General features: G+C 54.8%; 17 protein-coding genes. 4 read left to right on the top strand and 13 right to left on the bottom strand.

The features are described 5' to 3' along the window. Positions 1-36 precede the first annotated feature (36 nt). The 8 genes from ptsG to V4U88_RS23240 form a co-directional block, all read right to left on the bottom strand. On the bottom strand, positions 37-2,115 hold the full coding sequence (ptsG, locus tag V4U88_RS23205; RefSeq protein ID WP_334075611.1) for a glucose-specific PTS transporter subunit IIBC: 2,079 nt from the start codon (positions 2,113-2,115) through the stop codon (positions 37-39). Positions 2,116-2,344: 229 nt separating this feature from the next. Next, the gene (glcT, locus tag V4U88_RS23210) at positions 2,345-3,190 is read right to left on the bottom strand and encodes a glucose PTS transporter transcription antiterminator GlcT (RefSeq protein ID WP_334075612.1); all 846 of its coding nucleotides are present in this window, start codon (positions 3,188-3,190) and stop codon (positions 2,345-2,347) included. A gap of 263 nt (positions 3,191-3,453) precedes the next feature. Then, the gene (locus V4U88_RS23215; RefSeq protein WP_334075676.1) at positions 3,454-5,001 is read right to left on the bottom strand and encodes a flotillin family protein; all 1,548 of its coding nucleotides are present in this window, start codon (positions 4,999-5,001) and stop codon (positions 3,454-3,456) included. After that, positions 4,994-5,554, bottom strand: a complete 561-nt coding sequence (locus V4U88_RS23220) for a protease (RefSeq protein ID WP_334075613.1) — start codon at positions 5,552-5,554, stop codon at positions 4,994-4,996. Before V4U88_RS23220 ends, V4U88_RS23215 begins: the two co-directional genes overlap by 8 nt. 144 nt (positions 5,555-5,698) lie before the next feature. Further along, positions 5,699-6,862, bottom strand: a complete 1,164-nt coding sequence (locus V4U88_RS23225; protein ID WP_334075614.1) for an iron-containing alcohol dehydrogenase — start codon at positions 6,860-6,862, stop codon at positions 5,699-5,701. A gap of 148 nt (positions 6,863-7,010) precedes the next feature. Continuing rightward, positions 7,011-8,573 carry a UDP-glucose--hexose-1-phosphate uridylyltransferase gene (locus V4U88_RS23230; RefSeq protein WP_334075677.1) on the bottom strand — a complete coding sequence of 521 codons (1,563 nt, stop codon included), beginning with the start codon at positions 8,571-8,573 and terminating at the stop codon, positions 7,011-7,013. A gap of 28 nt (positions 8,574-8,601) precedes the next feature. Continuing rightward, the gene (galE, locus tag V4U88_RS23235; protein WP_334075615.1) at positions 8,602-9,591 is read right to left on the bottom strand and encodes a UDP-glucose 4-epimerase GalE; all 990 of its coding nucleotides are present in this window, start codon (positions 9,589-9,591) and stop codon (positions 8,602-8,604) included. Position 9,592: 1 nt separating this feature from the next. After that, positions 9,593-10,771 carry a galactokinase gene (locus tag V4U88_RS23240; RefSeq protein ID WP_334075616.1) on the bottom strand — a complete coding sequence of 393 codons (1,179 nt, stop codon included), beginning with the start codon at positions 10,769-10,771 and terminating at the stop codon, positions 9,593-9,595. 130 nt (positions 10,772-10,901) lie between these two features. On the opposite strand from V4U88_RS23240, the gene V4U88_RS23245 reads away from it, so the two are divergent. After that, the gene (locus V4U88_RS23245) at positions 10,902-11,783 is read left to right on the top strand and encodes an AraC family transcriptional regulator (RefSeq protein ID WP_334075617.1); all 882 of its coding nucleotides are present in this window, start codon (positions 10,902-10,904) and stop codon (positions 11,781-11,783) included. Positions 11,784-11,845: 62 nt separating this feature from the next. Here the strand turns inward: V4U88_RS23245 and mgrA are convergent, their stop codons facing one another. From mgrA to V4U88_RS23260, 3 genes are all read right to left on the bottom strand, one after another. Further along, the gene (mgrA, locus tag V4U88_RS23250; protein ID WP_334075618.1) at positions 11,846-12,850 is read right to left on the bottom strand and encodes an L-glyceraldehyde 3-phosphate reductase; all 1,005 of its coding nucleotides are present in this window, start codon (positions 12,848-12,850) and stop codon (positions 11,846-11,848) included. Positions 12,851-12,935: 85 nt separating this feature from the next. Continuing rightward, positions 12,936-13,712, bottom strand: coding sequence for an NAD-dependent protein deacylase (locus V4U88_RS23255; protein WP_334075619.1), 777 nt, complete (start codon positions 13,710-13,712; stop codon positions 12,936-12,938). Positions 13,713-13,762: 50 nt separating this feature from the next. Next, positions 13,763-14,527 (bottom strand): HAD family hydrolase, encoded by a 765-nt coding sequence (locus V4U88_RS23260; RefSeq protein ID WP_334075620.1) that lies wholly within the window; start codon positions 14,525-14,527, stop codon positions 13,763-13,765. Positions 14,528-14,898: 371 nt separating this feature from the next. On the opposite strand from V4U88_RS23260, the gene V4U88_RS23265 reads away from it, so the two are divergent. The 3 genes from V4U88_RS23265 to ilvD all read left to right on the top strand — a co-directional run bounded on the left by V4U88_RS23265 (position 14,899) and on the right by ilvD (position 18,212). Next, positions 14,899-15,954, top strand: coding sequence for an acyltransferase family protein (locus V4U88_RS23265; protein WP_334075621.1), 1,056 nt, complete (start codon positions 14,899-14,901; stop codon positions 15,952-15,954). A gap of 133 nt (positions 15,955-16,087) precedes the next feature. Then, on the top strand, positions 16,088-16,348 hold the full coding sequence (locus V4U88_RS23270; protein WP_334075622.1) for a general stress protein: 261 nt from the start codon (positions 16,088-16,090) through the stop codon (positions 16,346-16,348). A 178-nt stretch (positions 16,349-16,526) separates the two neighbouring features. After that, complete coding sequence (ilvD, locus tag V4U88_RS23275; RefSeq protein ID WP_334075623.1) at positions 16,527-18,212, top strand: dihydroxy-acid dehydratase; 1,686 nt, start codon at positions 16,527-16,529, stop codon at positions 18,210-18,212. A 92-nt stretch (positions 18,213-18,304) separates the two neighbouring features. Here the strand turns inward: ilvD and V4U88_RS23280 are convergent, their stop codons facing one another. Both V4U88_RS23280 and V4U88_RS23285 read right to left on the bottom strand, forming a co-directional pair. Continuing rightward, positions 18,305-19,732 (bottom strand): polysaccharide deacetylase family protein, encoded by a 1,428-nt coding sequence (locus V4U88_RS23280; protein WP_334075624.1) that lies wholly within the window; start codon positions 19,730-19,732, stop codon positions 18,305-18,307. Positions 19,733-19,824: 92 nt separating this feature from the next. Continuing rightward, positions 19,825-21,666 (bottom strand): peptidoglycan D,D-transpeptidase FtsI family protein, encoded by a 1,842-nt coding sequence (locus V4U88_RS23285; RefSeq protein ID WP_334075625.1) that lies wholly within the window; start codon positions 21,664-21,666, stop codon positions 19,825-19,827. Positions 21,667-21,777: the final 111 nt, after the last annotated feature.

A 21,777-nucleotide genomic window follows, 5' to 3' on the forward strand; every position in this document is an offset into this window, starting at 1 on the left:
GTAATACCAAATCCAATTTCTTTCCGATTTGTCATATTAGCGGATGGTGATAATATCGCCTTCGCCTTTTTTCAGGGGACCGCTTTTCTTCAAAGTAACTACGGCTCCTTCGGGAAGATTCGAGAAAATAATCGGCGAAATGATGGAAGGCGCATGCTCTTTCACATAAGCGATATCAACTTCCATAATCGGCTGTCCGGCCGCGACCAGATCGCCCTCGTTGACCAGTACCTTAAAGCCCTGACCCTTGAGTTTCACCGTATTGACTCCAATGTGGACGAGCACTTCTTTGCCTCCGTCGGACATGATGCCGATGGCGTGCTTGCTCGGGAATACGTTGAACACTTTACCGTAAACCGGTGAACAGATGTTGCCGTCCGCCGGAAGCACGGCGAAACCGTCGCCCGTCATCTTTTCGGAGAACACGGGGTCCGGCACCTGGGTTATATCCAGCAGTTCCCCGTTTACCGGCATCACGATATCCTCATTGATGATCGCATCGCCGTCTTTGGCGGCTTGCTGCTCGACTTCGGCCGCTTTTGGCGCGGCCTCCGCGGCGGCATCCGGCTTCGTTGGAATCGCCGGCGTCCGGCCGCTCATAATGTCCGCAATCTGCGATTTAATGGTATCGGATCGGGTACCGAATATCGCCTGAATGTTGTTGCCTACCTCGAGCACGCCCGAAGCGCCCAACTTCTTCAGCCGATCCTTGTCGACATTGGCTTTATCCTTAACCTCTACCCGCAAGCGGGTGATACAGGCATCCAGATGAGCGATGTTGGTCCCGCCGCCGAGCGCCGCCAAAATGTTATGCGGAAGCTCATCCTGCTTCACCGCCTTGCTCTGACCGGAGTCGCCCTCATTCTCAGCGGCCGCATCTTCCCGGCCCGGTGTTCTCAAATTGAACTTCCGGATAACAAAGCGGAAACCGAAGTAATAGATCACGGCGAGGATCAGACCTACGATAATCACGTACCACCATGGCGTGCGTCCCGGGATGACTCCAAAGATCAAGTAGTCGATCAAACCGCCGGAGAACGTCATCCCTATTTTTACGCCGAGGATGTGCATCACCATAAAAGACAAACCCGCGAATACGCAGTGTACCGCAAACAGAACAGGAGCCACAAACAGGAACGAGAATTCAAGTGGCTCGGTAATCCCCGTCAGGAACGAAGTAAGGGCCGCCGAGCCCATGATCCCGGCCACGTATTTTTTGTGCTCCGGTCTGGCTTCATGGTAAATGGCCAGTGCCGCGGCAGGCAGACCGAACATCATGAATGGGAACTTACCGGTCATGAACGTACCTGCCGTGAAGTCAACGCCGTCGCGCAGCTGCGCCATAAAGATTTGCTGGTCGCCGCGTACGAGTTGCCCCGCCTTGTTGATGTATTCCCCGAACTCAAACCAGAACGGCGAATAGAAGATATGGTGCAGACCGAACGGAATTAGCGCCCGCTCCACAATCCCGAAAATGAAAGCCGACAGCGTTTGGTTTTGCTCAAGCATAAAATGGGACACCGCATTAAGGCCCGATTGGACCGGCGGCCAAATGACCACCATCAGCAGCCCGAGCAAGACGGATGTCGCTGCCGTCATAATCGGCACAAAACGCTTACCGGCGAAAAAGCCTAAATAAGAAGGCAATTCGATCTTAAAGAACCGGTTGTACATGCTGGCCGCCAATATCCCGACGATAATCCCGCCAAACACGCCCGTGGCCAGCGTCGGAATTCCCAGCACATTCGCATAGGCCGGATTGGTTCCGATCATGGACGGCACAACGCCGATCACAGTTCCCATCGTCACGTTCATGACGAGGTAACCGATGATGGCGGCCAAGCCCGCAACGCCTTCCCCGCCGGCCAAACCGACCGCTACCCCGACCGCAAACAGGAGCGCGAGATTGGTAAAGACGATTTGGCCCGCGTTCATCATGACCGTGGCAATAGCGTGTACCGTCGGATTTTCCAAGGCCGGAACATGTTCCAGAAACTCCGGACTTACCAGCATATTGCCGATCCCAAGAAGCAGTCCCGCGGCAGGAAGCAGCGCCACAGGAAGCATGAGCGCCTTACCGACACGCTGTAAAACGCCGAAAAACTTCTTGAACATAAGTAACCTCCCACACTCATTCTTAAAGGTTCAGACAACAAAAAAGCATGAGCCAATGAAAGTTCATCAATCGCATTACCGTAATTACGGTTATAATACCCCGCAATCCGGCGATACAATCAAAAAAACTTTTATCAACTCATGCCTGATCGAATCAGTAACACGTTGTCATGAAGCATGTTGTTTAACGCAATGAATTATAGCAGACCCTTACCGGTCATGCAACACTTTATTTAATATGGGGAGGAGCCACACGGTGCAAATGCATCGTCAGGTAGCTGACTTCGGCCGCGTAAACCGGTCTTTCCAGCCTTTGCTCCATGATCCGGGTCATTTTCTCCGCCACCCCGTAAAGCACCGGATACTCCTGTCTCAGCAAACTGTCGAGTTTCTCCACCTCGCCTACCTGCTCCCCCCGTCGAATCCGTTCAATAGCGAAGCGCAAATGCGTCAACAACCGGGAATAATCCAGAGTATTGCGCAAAATCGTAAACTTTAATTCACTTTCCACCACCTCGACCAGATCGGCGATCAACTGGGTATGGCCGCGAACTTCGCTGATATGGCGGTTGGTCATGGCGCTGTTGATATGAAGCGCTACGAATCCAATTTCATCTTCTCCCAAATCGACGCCAAGCTTTTGATCAATCAAACGAATCGCATACTCCGCGAGCTCGTATTCCACCGGATAGATCTCTTTTGTTTCGTACAGAAAAGGATTGTGGAACGCGAGATCTTGTTCCGCCCGTTTAATGGCAAAAGCGAGGTGATCGGTAAGCGCGATATGTATATGCTCGTTAAGCTCCGTCTGTGTCTTCTTGGAAATATACGTAATAATTTCGCCAATAATTTCGATCAACTGCTCATCGACGTGGGTAACAAGCTGTTTATACTGTTCCTGTTCGTATCGGCTGGTCAAAATAAACAGCTTCTCTACCGCTTCCAGAGGAATCGCGTCCCCTGCTTTCCGGTTAAAGCCTATGCCTTTACCGATCACGACCACTTCGTCATGTTCGGGATGATGGGCAATAATGACATTATTGTTCAGCGCTTTAGCTACTTGTAAGCTGTTCACAATTGCACCTCATTTTCCTTACATTGTTGTACTTCAGGGATGCTTATGCCTATTATAATCGACGGGTCTCCTCCGTGCCAGAGGCCAGCATGTAACATTGTAACTTAAACTATGCGAACTATAAAAATATTTCCCACAAAATAGAACCGCTTTAAAAAAGCGCGGGTTGCAGGCATAACTCCCCTTGCAACTCGCGCTTTTTTACTTTGAACCGTCTTCCTTAATGATCACAGCCGGACGGGGTCCGCCGGTTTCTTCGCCGGTTAGGGAGTTTCTTGCGAAGCCGCGGCGCTCTCCAGCAGAACGGAGGATTTCTCCGCCGGGACCGTGGACTTGGTTGCGGCAGCCTCAGCCGCCGGGACCGCTTTGCCCCGGGTAAGGCCTTGGATCAGGCGATCCAGCTCGATGCCCGACACGCTCTTCAACATCTCCGGTGCAGTGGCCATCAGCTCGGTAACATAGTTGCTGACGCGGGCGGCGCCTTCGCCTTTGCCGGTGTCGACAACCGTTAGCTTATCGATCGTCGAAATCGGTGCGGCGATTTTGCCGGCCAACTCGGGCAGCATCTTCACCACGATATCCAAGATGGCCGCCTCACCGAATTTCTGGAACGCTTCCGCCAGTTTTTCCTTGGCTTCCGCCTCGGCCAGACCGCGCAACCGGATAATTTCGGCGTCCGCCGTCCCTTTGGCGCGTTCCGCATCGGCGATCGCCAGGCCCTCGAGGCGTTTTTGTTCCGCGGAGGCCTTGGCCTGCGTCTCGATAGAATATTGGAGCGCATCCGCTTCCCGCATTTTCCGGGCTTTTTCCGCTTCGGCGGCCTGCTCCACGGCGTAACGGTCGGCGTCCGCCTTCTTCTTCACCTCGGCGTCATATTGCTTTTGGCGCACGACGATTTCCTTGTCCTGGAGATCGATTTCGCGCTCCTTCCGGACCAATTCGACCTTCATCTGCTCCTCGACCATCGTCTGCTTCGCCCGGGCTTCCTGGATGTGGTAGGCCTGATCGGCTTCGGCCTTGGCGGTGTCCTGTTCCTTCTTAAACGAAGCGACCTTCAGTTCCTTCTCCTTCGAAGCCTCCGCGATATTCGTGTCCCGCAGCAGTTCCGCCTTCTGCCCGGATTCCTCCGCCAAGGCTTTTTGAATGCGGGCATCCCGCATCGCTTCCGCCTCGGCGATCTCGGCATCGCGCTTGACCGCGGCAATTCGCGGCTTACCGAGCGCCTCCAGATACCCGTGCTTATCCCGAACATCCTTGATTGTAAACGAAACGATCTGCAGGCCCATCTTTTTCAAATCTCTCGCCGCTACACCCTGAACTTCCTGGGCGAATTTGTCGCGGTTCCGGTATACCTCCTCCACCGTCATCGACCCGAGAATGGAGCGAAGATGCCCTTCAAGAACTTCCTGGGCTTCCCCTTTCAGGGATTCAATCGGTTTGCCCATAAACTGCTCGGCCGCGGTGGCGACATCTTCGACGGAACTGCCGACTTTAATGATGGCGACGCCGTCTGCGGACACCGGGACCCCTTGCTCCGTATAAACTTCGGGCGTCATCACATCCAGCTTGTGCGACAGGAGCGACATAAATTCGGCTTTTTGAAAAATCGGCCAGATGAACGCCCCGCCGCCGCGCACGATTTTGATTTTCCTTCCGGACTCGTCTTCGGAAATGTTCTTGTTCCCCAGAAATGAGCCGGTCACGATCATCGCTTCATCCGGACTGACCGTTTTGTATCGGGCCCAAAAGGCCAGACCAAGAATAATTATGACGGCAATGACAATCCCGGGGATCAACAAAAAATCAGGCATGTTTTCCAATCACATCATCTCCTTGTGTTTGATTGTGCTCTTCGAACTCGGATACATGGACGACACCGTCTTTCGCATCGATAATCACCACCATGGTCCCCGCAGGGATATCGCGGCGGTCCCAGCTTACAGCCGTATGCAGCGTATTGCCGGAAACGAATTTCACCATAATCTCACCGTATCCGTTGGACGGGATCGGTACGGTGACCTCCCCCAGCTTGCCGGGAAGTTCGGAATGAGAGTAGCCGATGGAGTTTTCACTGTTTTCCATCGGTTTTACGTAAGCGAAGTAAATCAGTGCGGATAAGGCAAGCGCAATGAGAATGGCCATAAGCGCAACGCCGGCATTTCCCAAACCGGTATAGCGGTCGAGCAGAATCCCGGCACCGCCAAAGGTGGTGACCGCCGAGGCCGTAACCACCGGTTTCAGGAAATCCGCCGAAAAGGCGTCAAACAGGCCTTCCAGCCACCCTCCCACCAAATCGCCAACGATGGTGCTGATGAGGGCGAAGAGGGCTCCGCCTACAAAACAGCTCCAAAACAAAACCTCCAATCCATCCCCCCCTTTTCCAGCTGTATCTCAAACCCATATGTAGATTGTTACGTTTTACATTCGACATTGTTGCATAATTCTCCCTTACTCATATAAAAAAACCTCCCTCGGAAATCCAAGAGAGGCATTTTACAGTTTATTCAGTTACAGGGACCGTCTGTAAATTTCCAATACGTCCTGTTTTTCGAGCCGGGCAAAATTGCCAAACGCTCCAAACCGCACGGCTTTGTCGGCCATCAATTCCAGCTTGCTGTCGTCGATGGAATAGTCGGCCAGCCGGCTCGGCGCCCCGATGGAATCCCAGAACGCGCGCAGCGAAGCGATCCCTTCTTCGGCGATGGCTTGATCGCTTTTGCCTGCCGGATCGACATCGAACACGTTGACCGCCAGCCGTCTGAACCGGGTAAGGTCATGATGCATGACCTGCTTCATCCAGTTCGGAAACAGGATAGCCAGTCCGCCGCCATGCGGGATATCGTATACCGCGGACACCGCATGCTCGATATTGTGGGTTGCCCAATCGCCGGACAAACCCATGTTGAGTACGCCGTTCAGCGCCATCGTGCCGCAGTAGAGAATCGTTGCGCGGTGTTCCGTATTTTCCAGATCCGTGATCAGCTTCGGAGCCGTTTCGATCACCGTTCTGAGAATTGTCTCGCAGAAGCCGTCTTGTACTGGAGTATTCGTTTCCTTGTGAAAATAATGCTCAAACACATGAGACATGATATCCACCATGCCGTAGACGGTTTGATCCTTCGGCAGCGTCACCGTATTCTCCGGCTCCAGGATCGAAAAAGCGGGGTAAGCAAGCTTGCTGCCCCAGCCGAGCTTCTCCTGGGTCGCTTCATTGGAGATAACCGAGCTTCCGTTCATTTCCGAACCGGTAGCCGCCATCGTCAGCACCGTTCCCAATGGCAGCGCAGCCTGAGGTACGGCTTTTCGCTCCGCAAAATCCCACATGTCGCCGTCGTACTTGGCGCCCACCGCAATCGCCTTCGAGCAGTCCAGCACACTACCGCCCCCTACGGCCAGGACAAGTTCGATGCCCTTGGTCTTGCACAGCTCCACGCCGCGATGCACCGTGGACAGCCGCGGATTCGGCTCCACGCCGGAAAGCTCGGTCACCTCCGCGCCGATCTCCTGAAGCAGGGACATCACTCTGTCATAGAGGCCGCTCCGTTTGATGCTGCCGCCCCCGTAAACGAGCAGAACCTTGCGCCCATAACGCGGAACTTCTTCCTTCAAAGTGTGTAATTGCTCCTTGCCGAAGATTAGCTTGGTCGGATTGTGAAATTGAAAACGATTCATTATAGACGCCCTCCTACGTTGAATTTTAAATGCAACATGACACTCTGATTATACTGCCGCTTCCGTTCTAAAAACAAACCGGGCCAGAGAATAAAAAAGCGGGCTGCAAAGGCGACTTCTCCTTTGCAACCCACGGTCTACCGCAACCCTATTCCCGATAACCCGCCGACCGGATAAACCGGCGGAAGGCTTCCCGGCCGTTGTCGCTTACCTTGAACACGCCGGCATGGCCCAAAATTTCCGCAAACTTGCGGCCGACCTCTTCTCGGAGCAAGGCTTCCGCCTGCTCCCGGGCCAGCTTCGTCCCGTGACGCTCGATCAGCTCGCCGATCCATAAAGCGTGCACGGCAAGCGGGCCGGCAGAATCGGCGGAAAGCGCCTGCTCCCGCAGTTCGTCATTGCCGCTCAATAGGTCGGCGATATCGGCCAGCTCCTGTTTCAGCCGTCCCGGCAGAATCGCCAGCCCCATGACCTCAATCAAGCCGATATTCTCCTTCTTGATATGGTGCATCTCCCGGTGAGGGTGGAATATCCCTTCCGGGTGCTCCCCGTTGGTGCGGTTGTTGCGCAGCACGATATCCATCTCATAGCCGCCGTCCGCCCCGCGGCGGACGATCGGCGTGACGGTATTGTGCGGTACCGGGGAACCGTCGCTTTCGCTGAAGGCGAGAATGTCCGCCGCCGGATCGCTATACGCCTTCCATTTCTCGTACAGGTCGTCCGCCGCCTCCAGCAGCACCTGCGGATCCTGTGCGCTCAGCCGCAGCACCGACATCGGCCAGTGAACCAGACTGGCCGTAACGCCGGCAAAGTCCGGATGGCGGAACGAGGCCTCGATCGGAGCTTTCTCCAGCGGGAACGTATGACGTCCGCCCTGGAAATGGTCATGCGTCAGAATCGAGCCGCCGACGATCGGCAGATCGGCATTCGAGCCGATGAAATAGTGCGGGAAACGCCCCGTGAAATCAAGCAGCCGTTTGAACGTCTCCTTGGTCAGCTTCATCGGCACGTGATCGTGATGGAATACGATACAGTGCTCGTTATAATACACGTACGGCGAATATTGGAAGAGCCACGGCTCGCCGTTCAGCTCAAGCGGAATCACCCGCAGGTTTTGCCGGGCCGGGTGGTTGAGCCGTCCCGCGTAGCCGACGTTCTCCCGGCACAGCTGGCACTTCGGATAGATCGGCGGCGGAAGCAGCTTCGCCATGGCGATTTCCTTCGGATTTTTCTCCGGTTTGGACAGATTGATCGTAATCTCCATATCGCCGAAATCGGTCGGCTGAGTCCAGTAAATATTTTGCGCCACACGATCCATCCGGATATAATTGCTCGTTACCGACAATTTGTAGAACTCGTCCGTGGCCGCCTGAATGCCCTGGCTCTCCGCCGTTTGGCGGAATTTCGCGATCGTCTCCGAAGGGCGCGGCATCAACAGGCCCATGATGCGGGCGTCCAGCAAATCGCGGTAGGTGTCGCTGTTTTCGGGGATCAGACCGATCGCAAGTCCGTAATCGATCAACTTGGCCAGCGGCTCTTGCGGCCCCGAAAGCGGCTCCCCGTCGAGTTGGCCGGCAAAAGGCTCATCAAAACGAAACAGCTCCAGCAGCCGGTTCCGGGAGTAGTCCAGATCATACCAGTCGATCATCCCTTGCTCCAGCCCATAGTGGATCAGCCGTTCGATCGCTTGCTGCGCTTCCTGTCTTTGCATCACTTCAGCTTCCACAGTTCCTCACTCCTTAGTTGTCGCCGTAGCCGTCGGGATGATGAAGATGCCATTCCCAGGCGCTGCGGATAATATCATCGAGCTTGTCGCGCTTCGGCTGCCAGCCGAGCACCGATCTGGCCTTGTCGGAGGAGGCGATCAGCACGGCGGGATCGCCCTCGCGACGCGGGCTGACGACCACCGGAAAATCCCGTCCGGTCACTTCCTTGACCTTGGCAATCACCTCTTTGACCGAGAAGCCCTGACCGTTCCCCAGGTTGAAAACCTCGCTTTCCCCGCCCTTCATCAGGTGATCGACGGCGCGAAGATGCGCGTCCGCCAAATCGCTCACGTGGATATAATCGCGGACGCATGTTCCGTCCGGCGTATTGTAGTCGTCACCGAACACCTGGATGGACGGGCGCTGCCCCAGCGCGGTTTGCAAAATCAGCGGGATCAGGTGGCTTTCCGGCCGGTGATCTTCGCCAATCTTGCCGCTTTCGTGCGCGCCGGCGGCATTGAAGTACCGCAGGGATACGTATTTGATGCCCAAAACCTGGTCGAACCAGGCCATCATCCGTTCCATCGTCAGCTTCGTTTCCCCGTACACATTGGCCGGGTGGGTCGCGTCGGTCTCCTCGATCGGCACCTTGTCCGGCTCCCCGTAAGTCGCCGCCGTCGATGAGAAGACGATTTTGCGAACGCCGGCTTGATCCATCGCTTCCAACAGGCACAAGGTTCCGTATACGTTGTTATCGAAGTATTTCACCGGGTCCTTCATGCTCTCTCCAACCAGGGAGCTGGCGGCAAAATGAATGACCGCTTCGATCTCGTTCTCCGCAAACAACTTGGCAAGCAGCGCTTTGTCGCGGAGGTCACCCTCGTACAGCTTGCCGCCGAGCAGCGCCCCTTTATGACCGGTCAACAGGTTGTCGATCACCACGACCTCTTTCCCTTGATCCAGCAGCTCCGCTACCGTATGAGAACCGATATAACCCGCTCCGCCCGTTACCAGGATCGCCATATTAAACCTCTCCCTTCATTTCATGAACGCCGTTGCCGACGCCGCATACATAGAAATCGCCCTTAAGTCCGGTACGCTCCAGGTAAGCCGCGCCGACTTCCTGAACGAACCGTTCCACCGCATCCTCGTGCACCAGGGATACCGTACATCCCCCGAACCCGGCACCCGTCATCCGCGAGCCCAGCGTCCCGTCTATTTTGCGGGCTTCTTCCACCATCACGTCCAACTCCATACAGCTCACTTCGTATAGATCGCGAAGAGAGTCATGGGACGCGTTCATCAGCTTGCCGAACGCCGTCAGATCATTGGCGCTGAGCGCATCCACCGATTGCAGCACGCGGGCGTTCTCTTCCACGACATGCTTCGCCCGTTTCACTAGCACTTCATCCGTGAAGCTGCCGCGGAGCGCTTCGAAGCGTTCCGGTTTCAAATGGGCGAGGTACCGAATCTCCGGCTCCTCCCGCTGTACGATGCGCAGAGCCGCATCGCACTGTTCGCGCCGTTCGTTATAAGCTGAATCCACAAGTCCTCTCCGTTTGTTCGTATTGCCGATAATCAGCTTATACGCCCCGGTCCGGAAAGGAACCAGCTTGTATTCGAGCGTGTCGCACATTAGCAGAATCGCATGATCCCGCGCGCCATTCGAAACGGCGAATTGGTCCATGATGCCGCTGTTTACCCCTACGTACAGATTTTCCGCCTTTTGGGACAATACGGCGATCTCCACCTTGTCCGTCGGTTGGCCTTCCATGAACAGCAGCGCATAAGCGGTTACCACCTCAATCGATGCCGAGGAAGACAATCCTGCGCCGTTAGGGATTTCCCCATGGAAAAACAAGTCATAGCCACTCGTTAAACGGATTCCCTTCTTGCCGAGTTCCACGATCACCCCGATCGGATAATCCACCCATTCTCCGGTTTTCGCCTTGCCTAGGTCATCCAGTGCGATTTCCGCCGTATAAGGTAAATTACTTGATGCAAATGTAACTTTTTGGTCGTCTCTCTTCCGTACGGCCAGCGTGGTTCCGAACTCCAGGGCGGCCGGGAGCACATAGCCTCCGTTATAATCGATATGCTCGCCGATCAGGTTGACGCGGCCCGGTGCGTTAAAGATGCGCACACCCTCGCCGCTCCCTCCGCAACGCGATATAAACATTTGTTCCATTTCCTGCTTTTTCATTTACCTGCACCCCATCTTCATGGAATCTTAAGTTCTTGTTCCTAGTATAAAGAAAACGCTTGTAATTGATAATGCATCTATGCGAGAATAATATGGACATATGTGACCTGAACCCAAGAGGAGTGTACCGATGCCCGAGAAAACTTATAGCGCCGCGGCCAACCCGGAAATCAGCGAAAACCATGATCTCCATGTCCTTTTTGCGGGAGAAAGCCAAACGATGGCGGAGCACCGTCTGGGCCCTAAAGTATACGATTATTATCTTCTGCATTTTGTTGAACGCGGAAAAGGAAGCTTCCGGACGGAATTCGCCCACTACGATCTCAGCCAGGGCGACTGCTTTCTCATCCAGCCCGACCAGCTCGTGAGCTACGCCTCGGACAATGACGATCCCTGGGGCTACCGGTGGATTGCTTTTTCCGGCGAGAAGGCGCAGACCCTGATCTTGCGCGCCGGCTTTACCCCCAAGCTTCCGGTCTTCCGCTCCGGCGAGGAGAGCCGGATCCCCCTGCTGCTGGAATCCGCACTGCAAGCGTTCCGCAGCAAGAAGCCGAGCTCCCATCTGGCCTCGCTCGGCTGCCTGTATTTGATTATGGCCGAAGCGGAGGAAAAACTGGTGCTGGAATCCGGCCTGCCGGCAGGCGAAACGGGAGTCCAGCGCATCGTCAAGCAAATGATTCACTATATGTCCAGCCAATATGCGCATCCGATGTCGATCGAGCAGATGTGCGCAAGTCTCGGATATAACCGCGCTTACTTATCCCGGATATTTAAGAAGGAGACCGGGCTGTCTCCCGTGACCTATTTGCTGAAGCTGCGGATCGATAAATCGCGGCAGTTGCTCCGCGAACGCTCCGAGCTGTCGATCGAACAAATCGCCGCTTCCGTCGGCATGGGAGACGCGCTGTATTTCTCCCGACAATTCCGGCGCTTTCACGGCGAATCGCCCAGTGAGTATAGGAAGAACGCCTCCGGCGGGCCGCACAACAAAAACACCCCCACCTCTCCGTAACCAGCCGGAGGATAGGGGTGTTGTCGCCGCGTAATCCGCCGATCGGTCTCGGCCTTACACCCTTAATGATCCCCGTTCGTATTCAAGATCGTTTCAATCCGGGACAATTCTTCCTCGGTAAAGTCTAGTTTGTTCAGCGCCTGGACGTTCTCCTCGATTTGGCTCACCCGGCTGGCCCCGATCAGGGCGGAGGTGACCCGGCCTCCGCGAAGGACCCAAGCGAGCGCAAATTGCGCAAGGCTTTGCCCGCGGGCCGAGGCCATCTGATTCAGCGCCCTTACTTTGCGCAGCGTTTCCGGCGTGATCTGCTCTTCTTTGAGGAAACCCGTTGCGCTCTTCGCCCGGGAATCTTCCGGGATGCCGTTCAAATATTTATTCGTCAGCAAACCTTGGGCCAACGGGCAGAAAGCGATGCTGCCGACGCCGTTCTCATCCAGCACATCCTGGAGCCCGTTCTCAATCCAACGCTCCAGCATCGAGTAACTCGGCTGATGAATCAGCAGCGGTGTGCCGAGCTCTTTCAGAATGCGGGACGCTTCCGCGGTCTGTTCGGCCGAATAGCTGGAAATGCCGACGTACAGCGCTTTTCCCGACCGCACAATCTGGTCCAGCGCCATCATGGTCTCCTCCAGAGGCGTTTCCGGATCCGGTCTGTGGGAATAGAAAATATCCACATAATCTACCCCCATCCGCTTCAGGCTCTGATCCAGGCTGGAGATCAGATATTTTCGGGACCCCCATTCCCCATACGGCCCCGGCCACATATAGTAACCCGCTTTCGTCGAAATGACCATTTCGTCCCGATAAGGGGCGAAATCCTTCTTCAACATCTGACCGAACATCTCTTCGGCCGAACCCGGAGGAGGCCCATAGTTATTCGCCAGGTCAAAATGTGTGATGCCCAGATCAAACGCGCGGCGCAGCATCTCCCGTCCGTTCTCAAACGAATTGACGCCGCCGAAATTATGCCACAGCCCCAGCGAAATGGCCGGCAGTTTCAGACCCGAGCGGCCGACCCGGTTATATTTCATAGATTCATAACGATCATCGCTTGCCGTATAGACCATACTCTTCCCATCCTTCCCGAAGTGAATTTTCCTTGAAAAACATCATAGCTCGTTCCTTCCGCTTTGGCAAGAAACCGTTTTCTAGCTAGAAGTCCGCGGAAGACTCGCGCTCAAGCAGATCCGCTGCTTGTTCCATTACTGCGCCGATCGGCTCAGCGATCAGCAAGTCGGCACGGTCATCATAAGCGGTAGCTGAAGCGTTAAGCAGCACGGTGCGGCGTCCCTTGAAATAGCCGATCAGCGAAGCGGCCGGATATACGGTCAGCGAGGTGCCTCCGATCAGTAGCAAATCCGCCTCCGCCAGGGCTTGAACCGTTTCGGTTATCACCCGGTCATTCAGGTTTTCTCCGTACAAAACGACATCGGGCTTAACGATGCCGCCGCAAGCGGAACACTCGGGAACGGCAGACGGGCTGGCCATCACTTCATCCAGAGAGTGGAAGCGCCCGCAGTCCATGCAGAAGTTGCGGTGGACGGACCCGTGCAGTTCAAGCACGCGGCGGCTGCCCGCCAATTGATGGAGCCCGTCGATATTTTGCGTAATCACGGCCTTTAGTCTGCCCTCCGCCTCAAGTTTCGCCAGTAACAGATGGGCCTGATTGGGCTGTGCCTTCCGGTGGATCATTTTCGATTTGTAAAAATCAAAAAACACCTCCGGATGCCGGTTAAAAAACGGGCGGCTCAAAATCTCCTCCGGGGAATACGGCGACTCCTTCTCAATTTGATATATTCCGGCCGCCGAGCGGAAATCCGGAATACCGCTCTCGGTGGAGACCCCGGCCCCGCCGAAAAAGACGATGTTTTCGCTCTCCCCGATCCATTCCGAAAGTATGGCGATTTTGGCTTGCGATTCTTCCTTCATTCGTTCTTCTCCTCCTTGCTCTTCCTAATCCGTCCCGTAATCCGTTACCATTAATAAGCCTCCAGGCTGCGGTAGCTGGAGATAATATGATCGGCATCCAGCAGATAAGACGGACCTTCGCCATCCGGCGCAATCCCGATCGTCAGGGCAACACCGGCCTGCTTGCCCATCACCATGTCGGCGTTGCTGTCTCCAATGACGATGCATTCCTCCGGCGCGATCCCGAGTTCCCGCATCGCGAGAAAGGCCATCTCCGGATCCGGCTTCCCCTTCACGACCCGTTCCCGGCCGACCACGGATTGGAACCGGCCGCGGAAACCGAGCCAGCCCAGGTGCTTCAACGCCTCGGAGGTCGTGTCCGACGTAACCACGCCGAGCCGCAGGCCAGCTCTTTCGCACGAGTTCAAAAAGTCGCTCAATCCCGGCAGCGGCTGGGCGCTTCTATGTTTCTCCACCTCCACCATCGCGGAAACGCTGAATTGCCTGACTTGAACCAGCGCTTCATTCCACGGCACGCCGGTCGCATACAACTGCCAGGCGAGCAGCGCCGTCATTTCTTCCTCTGTTCCCATCGCGAGCGGGCCGGTCTTGTCATATCCGCTCACCTGCCCCTCTGCGTTGTATTGAAGCCCGATCAAACGCCGCTTGGGAACGGGAAGTTCCGCCCCGAGCACCCCAAGATGGGCCACAAGCAGCTCGGTTAGCGTCCGCGCCCAATTCCCCCACAGCTGCAGGAAATCGAGCAAAGTCCCATCCTTATCGAACAGAATTCCCCGGCAAGGAACCGCCCGGTCATGAATTCGGATCGCCGGCACTATCGTCCCCCCCTGTCTTCCTTTAAATAGTTCCCCTAAACAAACTAAACTTATATACTCTAAAAACATTGTACTCCGTGATCATTCAGGAGACAAAATTTTCCCTACTCGGGGTTTCATTGGATAGACACAAAAATGATCAATGGCAGCGTTTTCAATTGTGATTAATATCACAAGAATTTAAGAGAATTCAAAGTACTTTTATTATGAGAATATATTTAAAATTTTAGTTTTTTTCACGCCGGGTTGTCTGGTCCGTTTAAATTCTACTTCACCGCTCAGCCGCCGTTATCCGCAATTTCAGGCATCCCGTTAATCTCGACCAAACAATTGGCTATAAGCATCAAATCCATGGGGGAGGAGTTTTACGTATGTCGGCACATCAGCTAAATCCCAGAGGTGAAACGTTTTTCCTCAATTTACGCTTTTTGCTCATCGTCTGCGTTTTAATCGGCAATGCCGTTGAGCCGCTGATTGCGCGGATGGAGGGACTCCATACGCTGTACCTATGGATATTTACCTTCCATATGCCCTTGTTCGTCTTTGTTACGGGGTATTTTGCCAAGTCCAGCCTGACCGGCACCGCCGGCCGCAAAATCATGCTGCAGATCGGCATGCAGTATATCATTTTCCAGTCCCTGTATTCGGCGCTGGATCTAACCGTCTTTCATGTCAAAGATATTCATCATTCCTTTTTCGCTCCCTTCTTGTTGCTCTGGTTCCTGGCCAGCCATTTATGTTGGCGGCTTCTGCTGCTGGCGATGCGCAAATGGTCCCCGTTGCAACAGGTTGGGGCGGCCGTTACCCTCGGGGTGCTCGTCGGCTATCTCCCGTTGGACGGAACCTGGCTCAGCGTTTCGCGAACCTTCGTGTTTCTGCCGTTTTTCATCGCCGGCTATCATTTTTCCTTCGAGGCTTTGGAGAAGAGATTGACCCGCGAGGTTCGGATGGCCGGAATCCTCTTGTCCGCCGGATTATTCGCCGCTATCCTTCTGGGCGGGAACCGTTTGGTTCCGGGCTGGCTCTACGGGAGCATGACTTATATGCAGCTTCATCATGAAGAGTGGTATGCGGGCCTGTATCGGCTGGCCTTGTATGGCCTGCAGCTCATTGCCGGCGCGGTTTTTCTCTCTTTCGTGCCCAAGCGCGAGAACCTTCTGACGGAATACGGCCGCCGGACGCTATATGTCTTTCTGCTCCATGGCCTCATCATCCGCTTGGCTGTGGCATCGCCGCTGTATGGCCGGCTGGAGGGAGCCCTTGCCGGAGTTGCCGTCATTATGGCGGCGTTCGGTCTGACCCTGCTGCTCAGCCAGCCCATTGTCCGAAAATGGACCTCCTTCGCGATCGAACCTCCGGTTCAGTGGGTACTAAATTTGGAGCGTAAAGCCTTCGGCAGCTTTGGCGCCATCGGCAAACACCAATGATGAGAAATCAGGGCTTGGAGCAAATTCAAATAGAAGATTTTAGTTATTCTGTTAAATCTGGTTTCAAGGCGGCTGCCCGTGGTAAATAACTGTTACGAACTAACACACCAAAACGACCTAAGGAGTGATAAACATGGCACAGGACAAAAGAAAAATGAGCCGTGAAGAAGCAGGCCGTTTGGGCGGGCAAGCTACCGCCAAAAATCACGGTAAGGAATTCTATCAGGAGATCGGTCAAAAAGGCGGCGAAGCCACTTCCCGAAATCATGACCGCGAGTTCTACCAAGAAATCGGTCAAAAGGGCGGCGAAGCTACCTCCGAAAAACACGATAAAGAATTTTACCGTGAAATTGGCCGCAAAGGCGGCGAAGCGCGCAATAATAACAATAAATAACGAAACGGTCATCAGCGCTGTTTCTTAATGAAGAAACTCCGGTACCCACCGGGGTTTCTTTTTTCTGGTTGGTAGAAAAACCGGGTTATCTATGATAGACTTTAAAGAAAACCTTTAGCGGTGTAAAGTTCCAAAATCAATATATTTCATTATTTCAATCGTGGGGGGATCCAACATCATGACAGCAAAGAAAATGCGTTCAGACATGATTAAAAAAGGCTTCGACCGCGCTCCTCACCGCAGCTTGCTGCGGGCAGCGGGGGTCAAGGATGAAGATTTCGGCAAACCGTTCATCGCGGTCTGCAACTCTTATATCGACATCGTGCCGGGCCATGTGCATTTGCAGGAATTCGGCAAAATCGTGAAGGAAGCCATCCGCGAAGCCGGCGGTGTTCCTTTTGAATTCAATACGATCGGGGTTGACGACGGGATCGCCATGGGCCATATCGGCATGCGCTATTCCCTGCCGAGCCGGGAAATTATCGCCGATTCGCTGGAAACCGTCGTATCCGCGCACTGGTTCGACGGCATGGTCTGCATTCCGAACTGCGACAAGATTACGCCGGGGATGATGATGGGCGCGCTCCGCGTCAACATCCCAACCGTGTTCGTCAGCGGCGGGCCGATGAAGGCGGGCGTGGACAGCAAGGGTCGCAAGCTCTCGCTCACCTCGGTATTTGAAGGCGTCGGCGCTCACCAAGCCGGACAGATCAGCGATGACGATCTGCTAGAGCTTGAACAATACGGCTGTCCGACCTGCGGTTCCTGCTCCGGTATGTTCACGGCGAACTCCATGAACTGCCTAGCGGAAGCGCTGGGTCTTGCTCTCCCGGGTAACGGAACGATCCTGGCTGTAGCCGAAGAGCGCAGAGAATTCGTCAGACAATCCGCACGCCAACTGATGGAACTGATCAAGCTCGACCTTAAACCGCGCGATATCGTCACGCAGGAGTCGATCGACAATGCTTTCGCGCTCGATATGGCGATGGGCGGCTCCACCAATACCGTGCTTCATACACTCGCACTCGCGCAGGAAGCCGGCATCGATTATCCGCTGGAGCGGATTAACGAAGTGGCTAACCGTGTCCCGCATATCGCGAAGCTGGCACCGGCTTCCGATCTTTTCATCGAGGACGTTCACCGGGCTGGCGGCGTAAGCGCCGTGCTGCACGAGCTGCTTAAGAAGCCCGGCGCCATTTTCGGGGACCGGATTACCGTGACCGGAAAGAGCATTGCCGAAAACGTGGCGGGCTGCGAAATCCTGGATCATAACGTCATTCGCCCGATCGCTAATCCGCATTCGGAGAAAGGCGGACTGGCCATTCTGTACGGCAACCTGGCTCCGGAGGGCTCCGTCATTAAAGTCGGAGCGGTCGATCCTTCGGTCGGCGGTTATCATAAAGGGCCGGCCATCTGCTTCGACTCTCAGGAGCAAGCGTTGGAAGGCATCGCCAACGGCAAAGTGAAGGAAGGCTGCGTTGTCGTCATCCGCTATGAAGGACCTAAGGGCGGTCCGGGGATGCCTGAAATGCTGGCGCCTACCTCCCAGATCGTCGGCATGGGCCTGGGCGCCAAGGTGGGCCTCATTACGGACGGCCGCTTCTCGGGCGCTTCCCGCGGGATCAGTATCGGCCACATTTCTCCGGAGGCGGCCGAGGGCGGACCAATCGCCTTTGTCGAGGACGGGGACATCATCGAGCTGGATCTGAACAACCGGAAGATCGAGCTGCATGTCGACGATGAGGAACTTACCCGCCGCCGGGCCAACTGGAAAGGCTTTGAGCCGAAAGTGAAGACCGGGTATTTGGCCCGTTACTCGAAGCTCGTAACCAACGCCAGCTCCGGCGGTGTTATGAAGATTTAATTTTAGTCGGTTCCATCTAAAGAAAATGCGCCCGCAGGAAGCTCCTGCGGGCGCATTTTGTAGACGTTTGGCATATTAAGTGCGATAAGACCTTAAGGACAGGACATGCTGGCATTCAAAACGGGCTCCTCTTCCGGAACAGCTTCCGGTTTGTCGTTCATTTTGCGCTTGGAATCGTCCTGCATGTAATGGCTGACCAAATGTTCGATCGGCATCAGGATCAGTTTGGGAACCAAACGCTCGGCGGACTGCTTCAATCTTGCCCCTCCGTCCGGATGGATGACTCTCAGCAGAAATTTGAGGTACAGCCGCGACGAGCTGGCAAACCAGCCTTTGGGCAGATCGGTTACTGTAAACCCGAATTGCTCCGGTCCCCGGTTGATCATGCTGACGCCATACAAAGCCTTGACATCATGCAGATCCGGGTGATTGGCGATGTAATTCGCCAACTTCGGCAGTTCCTTCTCCACGCCCCGAACCATTTTAATCGCCAGTTGAACCGGCGATTTCGAGCGGGAGCCGATTTCATACAGCTTCTTATTGTCAAAATGAAGCTCCATAATCCGATCTCCGTTATTCAGCTTGGCGCCCCCGTTCATCTCGACCGAATCTCCGTGATACGGCCGAATCCGGAAATGAAAGAAGGAGTCTTCTTTGTGTATGGATTGCACGTGGAAAAGTTGGTGAAATACCTTCTCCCAAAGCAACCATAACGAGATCAGTATTTTTTTGAAACGTGAAGCATCCGTAGGCCCACTTCTGGCCACCTTCTCTCCGTCAACGGGAACAGGTTTGCCCTTTTTTCCGAGCTTGGCGTTTTCGGTGATTTGGATCAGATCGTCGATTCGCACGCTTTTCAGACCTTTCCGGTCTGCCTCCGTCAAGACCCGCTCCAGGGCGACCAACATTTCCCCCGGTGCTCCCCGGTTTGCGCCCAGTGTCGAACCGCAATCATGAAGCAGAAACACCTCGCCGCCCCGCAGTTTCCTCATCATCCGTTTCGTTAATTTGTCCGCTCCGATCCGTACTCGCCAATCGCTGAACATCGCCGACCATAGCACGATCTGCGTGTCGCCGCGCTTGGCGAAATCAAACAAATTCACGATGCCCCAAGGCGGCCGATAGTATATCGATTTCACGCCTGTAACGGCCTGAATGATGCCGCTCGTTTTTTGAATATGCTTCTTGACGGTCGCCGGCCGCATCAACCAATTGGTTTTATGGATGTAATTGTGGATCCCGATCAAATGGCCCTCTTCGTGCATCCTTTTGATCAGATCAAGATGTCTCTCGGCATTGGAGCCCACAACGAAGAAGGTCGCTTTGGCATCATACCGCTTCAGCAAATCAAGCAGTTGAGGGGTATAAACCGGATCGGGACCGTCATCGAAGGTAAGGGCGAACCTGCTGTCGCTAAGGCCCCGTCTGAAAACCCGGTATCCAAAGAGCCTGGTGATCAGGCCAGGTATAAACGCATAAAGCGATGAGATATAAAATAACCACAGCAGCAAAGTCTCCATGTGCTTTCCCCACTTTTCTATGATCATTGACTTTGTCATGCACTAAAACATAGCATCCTCACTATTTTATCACACCCGCCATAGAATTAGTGTCATTTTTTTGGAAAAGTGGCCGGATCCCCATGGGATCCGACCCCAGGCTTACTCTGTTCGGCAAGCGTATCCATCACGCTGCGGAACAAGGCGACAGCCTGATGCGGGGAACCGGCGGGGCGGTTCTGCACGAGCACGGCTACGGCATACCGGGGGTTGTCCTTGGGGCCGTACCCGATAAACCATTGATGGTTTCGTTGGTTTCGGCCACTCTCCCCCTTTCCCGCCTCTGCGGTACCCGATTTGCCGGCCAGGGGCCATGCAGCCTGAAGCAAAGAACGCCCCGTTCCGTTGCGGTCGGTGACCGTCATCCTCATCCAGGCGAGCAGGGTTCTTGCTGTCTCGGCCGAGACCCCCGCTTCCTGGCGGACCAAACGCTGCACCGGAAAATCGGCCAGGGTGGTGCCATCATTATATTGAATCGAGCGGACCAACCGCGGAGAGGTCACTTGTCCGTCATGAAGCAGGGTAACGATCAGATTGGCGGCTTGGAGCGGAGTCATCAGGACATCCCGCTGCCCCAGCGCCGTCTGAGCCATCACCCCGCCGTCCACTTTTCCGGTGGTTCCGAACAAAGCCCCTTTCTCCTCCTGATCAATTTGCCATAGATCGGCTCCGCCCATAAACGCTTGAGCATTCCAGCCGACCTTCCTGTTCAAGCCTAAAGCGGCGGCCGTTCTCTCCAAATCGGACGCGGTCAAGCGTTCGCCCAGGGACGCAAAAACGACGTTGCAAGAACGGGCAAAGCCTTCCTCTAATGTAAGGGTGCCATGCCCTTCTTTTTTCCAGCAGGCCAGTCCGTATTTGCCGTAATGCCCCGAACAATGAAATTTTTCGCCGGGATGGGCCACTCCTTTCTCCAAAGCGGCGGCAGCGACGACAGTTTTAAAGATGGAGCCGGGAATCGCCGCCTTGACGGCACGGTTGCTCCAATCCCCGCTTTGAATATCCACCTGCTTCGGATCGAAAAAAGGCCGGGACACCATGGCGACAATATCGCTTTGGTCGGTGTCCAGGACGACGACAGCTCCTTCCCGAATATTCATCTCTTCCGTCAACTTTTCCAGGCGCTGCTGAATCGCCAAATCGATCGTGGTGTTCACCTTGACCGGAAAATAGCGGTTCTTGGAGCTTACCGCTCTCGTTCCGATCTCGTCTATTGCCCGCTTTCGGCCATCCACGGAGTAATATACCCGGGTTTCGCCGTCTCCGTGTAAAAAACGGTCCAACGTTTTTTCCAATCCCGAGGCCCCCAATTGCAAACTTAAAGGGAGCTGTCGCTTCGACGGGTTTGCGGCCGCCAGCTTCCGCACTTCATCGGGTCGCTGGGCCGTGAAGCCCAGCCACTGTTTCCCATGCAGTCCCTCGGGGTAACGCTCTTTATAAGGAAGAAGCTCAAACCCCTTGACGACCGGCCACGGCAGCGATTCGGGCAGCGACTTTTTCCCATCGTCCATTGGATCATCGGGCCAGATGTAAGGTTTCTGCAACCCCATCCACAATTCGCTTAAATGTTCCATATCGGTACCAAGAAGGCCGGCCAATTCCCGAACCGACTTCCTCGGGGGTAACTCGGAGATGGGAAACAGCGTCGGTTTCCAGTGAATCTGTCCGGTAAAGGGTTCTCCGTTGCGGTCCGCGAACTGTCCCCTTCCGCTATCCAGTTCAACGCCCTCTTCCCGCTGCCGAACCGCCAGTTCATTCATCGTTTTTCCCGCCTTCGTTACCGGAACAAAAGCCGCCGTCCATTGAATCCATGCCACCCGAACCGCAAAAAGAACAAAGACCCCTGCGAATAGCATTAGAATATAAAATATGCGTTTCTTTCCGGATAATGACATGTACGCCGCCTCCATTTCTCTCTCCCATTATTTCCTGGGAAAAGTCACTTCACACCCTGGGAGAGATGGTACCGATGTCGACATTGCCATAACCCACATAAAACACGCCGA

The organism is Paenibacillus sp. A14 (genome assembly GCF_036864815.1).
GTDB classification, from domain to species: Bacteria; Bacillota; Bacilli; order Paenibacillales; family Paenibacillaceae; genus Fontibacillus; species Fontibacillus sanfengchensis.

Coding starts and splice junctions, on each gene's coding strand:
- ptsG (WP_334075611.1), bottom strand. CDS start 2,115: ATGTTCAAGAAGTTTTTCGGCGTTTTACAGCGTGTCGGTAAGGCGCTC.
- V4U88_RS23215 (WP_334075676.1), bottom strand. CDS start 5,001: ATGCCTGATTTTTTGTTGATCCCCGGGATTGTCATTGCCGTCATAATT.
- V4U88_RS23225 (WP_334075614.1), bottom strand. CDS start 6,862: ATGAATCGTTTTCAATTTCACAATCCGACCAAGCTAATCTTCGGCAAG.
- V4U88_RS23230 (WP_334075677.1), bottom strand. CDS start 8,573: ATGCAAAGACAGGAAGCGCAGCAAGCGATCGAACGGCTGATCCACTAT.
- galE (WP_334075615.1), bottom strand. CDS start 9,591: ATGGCGATCCTGGTAACGGGCGGAGCGGGTTATATCGGTTCTCATACG.
- V4U88_RS23240 (WP_334075616.1), bottom strand. CDS start 10,771: ATGAAAAAGCAGGAAATGGAACAAATGTTTATATCGCGTTGCGGAGGG.
- V4U88_RS23245 (WP_334075617.1), top strand. CDS start 10,902: ATGCCCGAGAAAACTTATAGCGCCGCGGCCAACCCGGAAATCAGCGAA.
- mgrA (WP_334075618.1), bottom strand. CDS start 12,850: ATGGTCTATACGGCAAGCGATGATCGTTATGAATCTATGAAATATAAC.
- V4U88_RS23255 (WP_334075619.1), bottom strand. CDS start 13,712: ATGAAGGAAGAATCGCAAGCCAAAATCGCCATACTTTCGGAATGGATC.
- V4U88_RS23265 (WP_334075621.1), top strand. CDS start 14,899: ATGTCGGCACATCAGCTAAATCCCAGAGGTGAAACGTTTTTCCTCAAT.
- V4U88_RS23270 (WP_334075622.1), top strand. CDS start 16,088: ATGGCACAGGACAAAAGAAAAATGAGCCGTGAAGAAGCAGGCCGTTTG.
- ilvD (WP_334075623.1), top strand. CDS start 16,527: ATGACAGCAAAGAAAATGCGTTCAGACATGATTAAAAAAGGCTTCGAC.
- V4U88_RS23280 (WP_334075624.1), bottom strand. CDS start 19,732: ATGGAGACTTTGCTGCTGTGGTTATTTTATATCTCATCGCTTTATGCG.
- V4U88_RS23285 (WP_334075625.1), bottom strand. CDS start 21,666: ATGTCATTATCCGGAAAGAAACGCATATTTTATATTCTAATGCTATTC.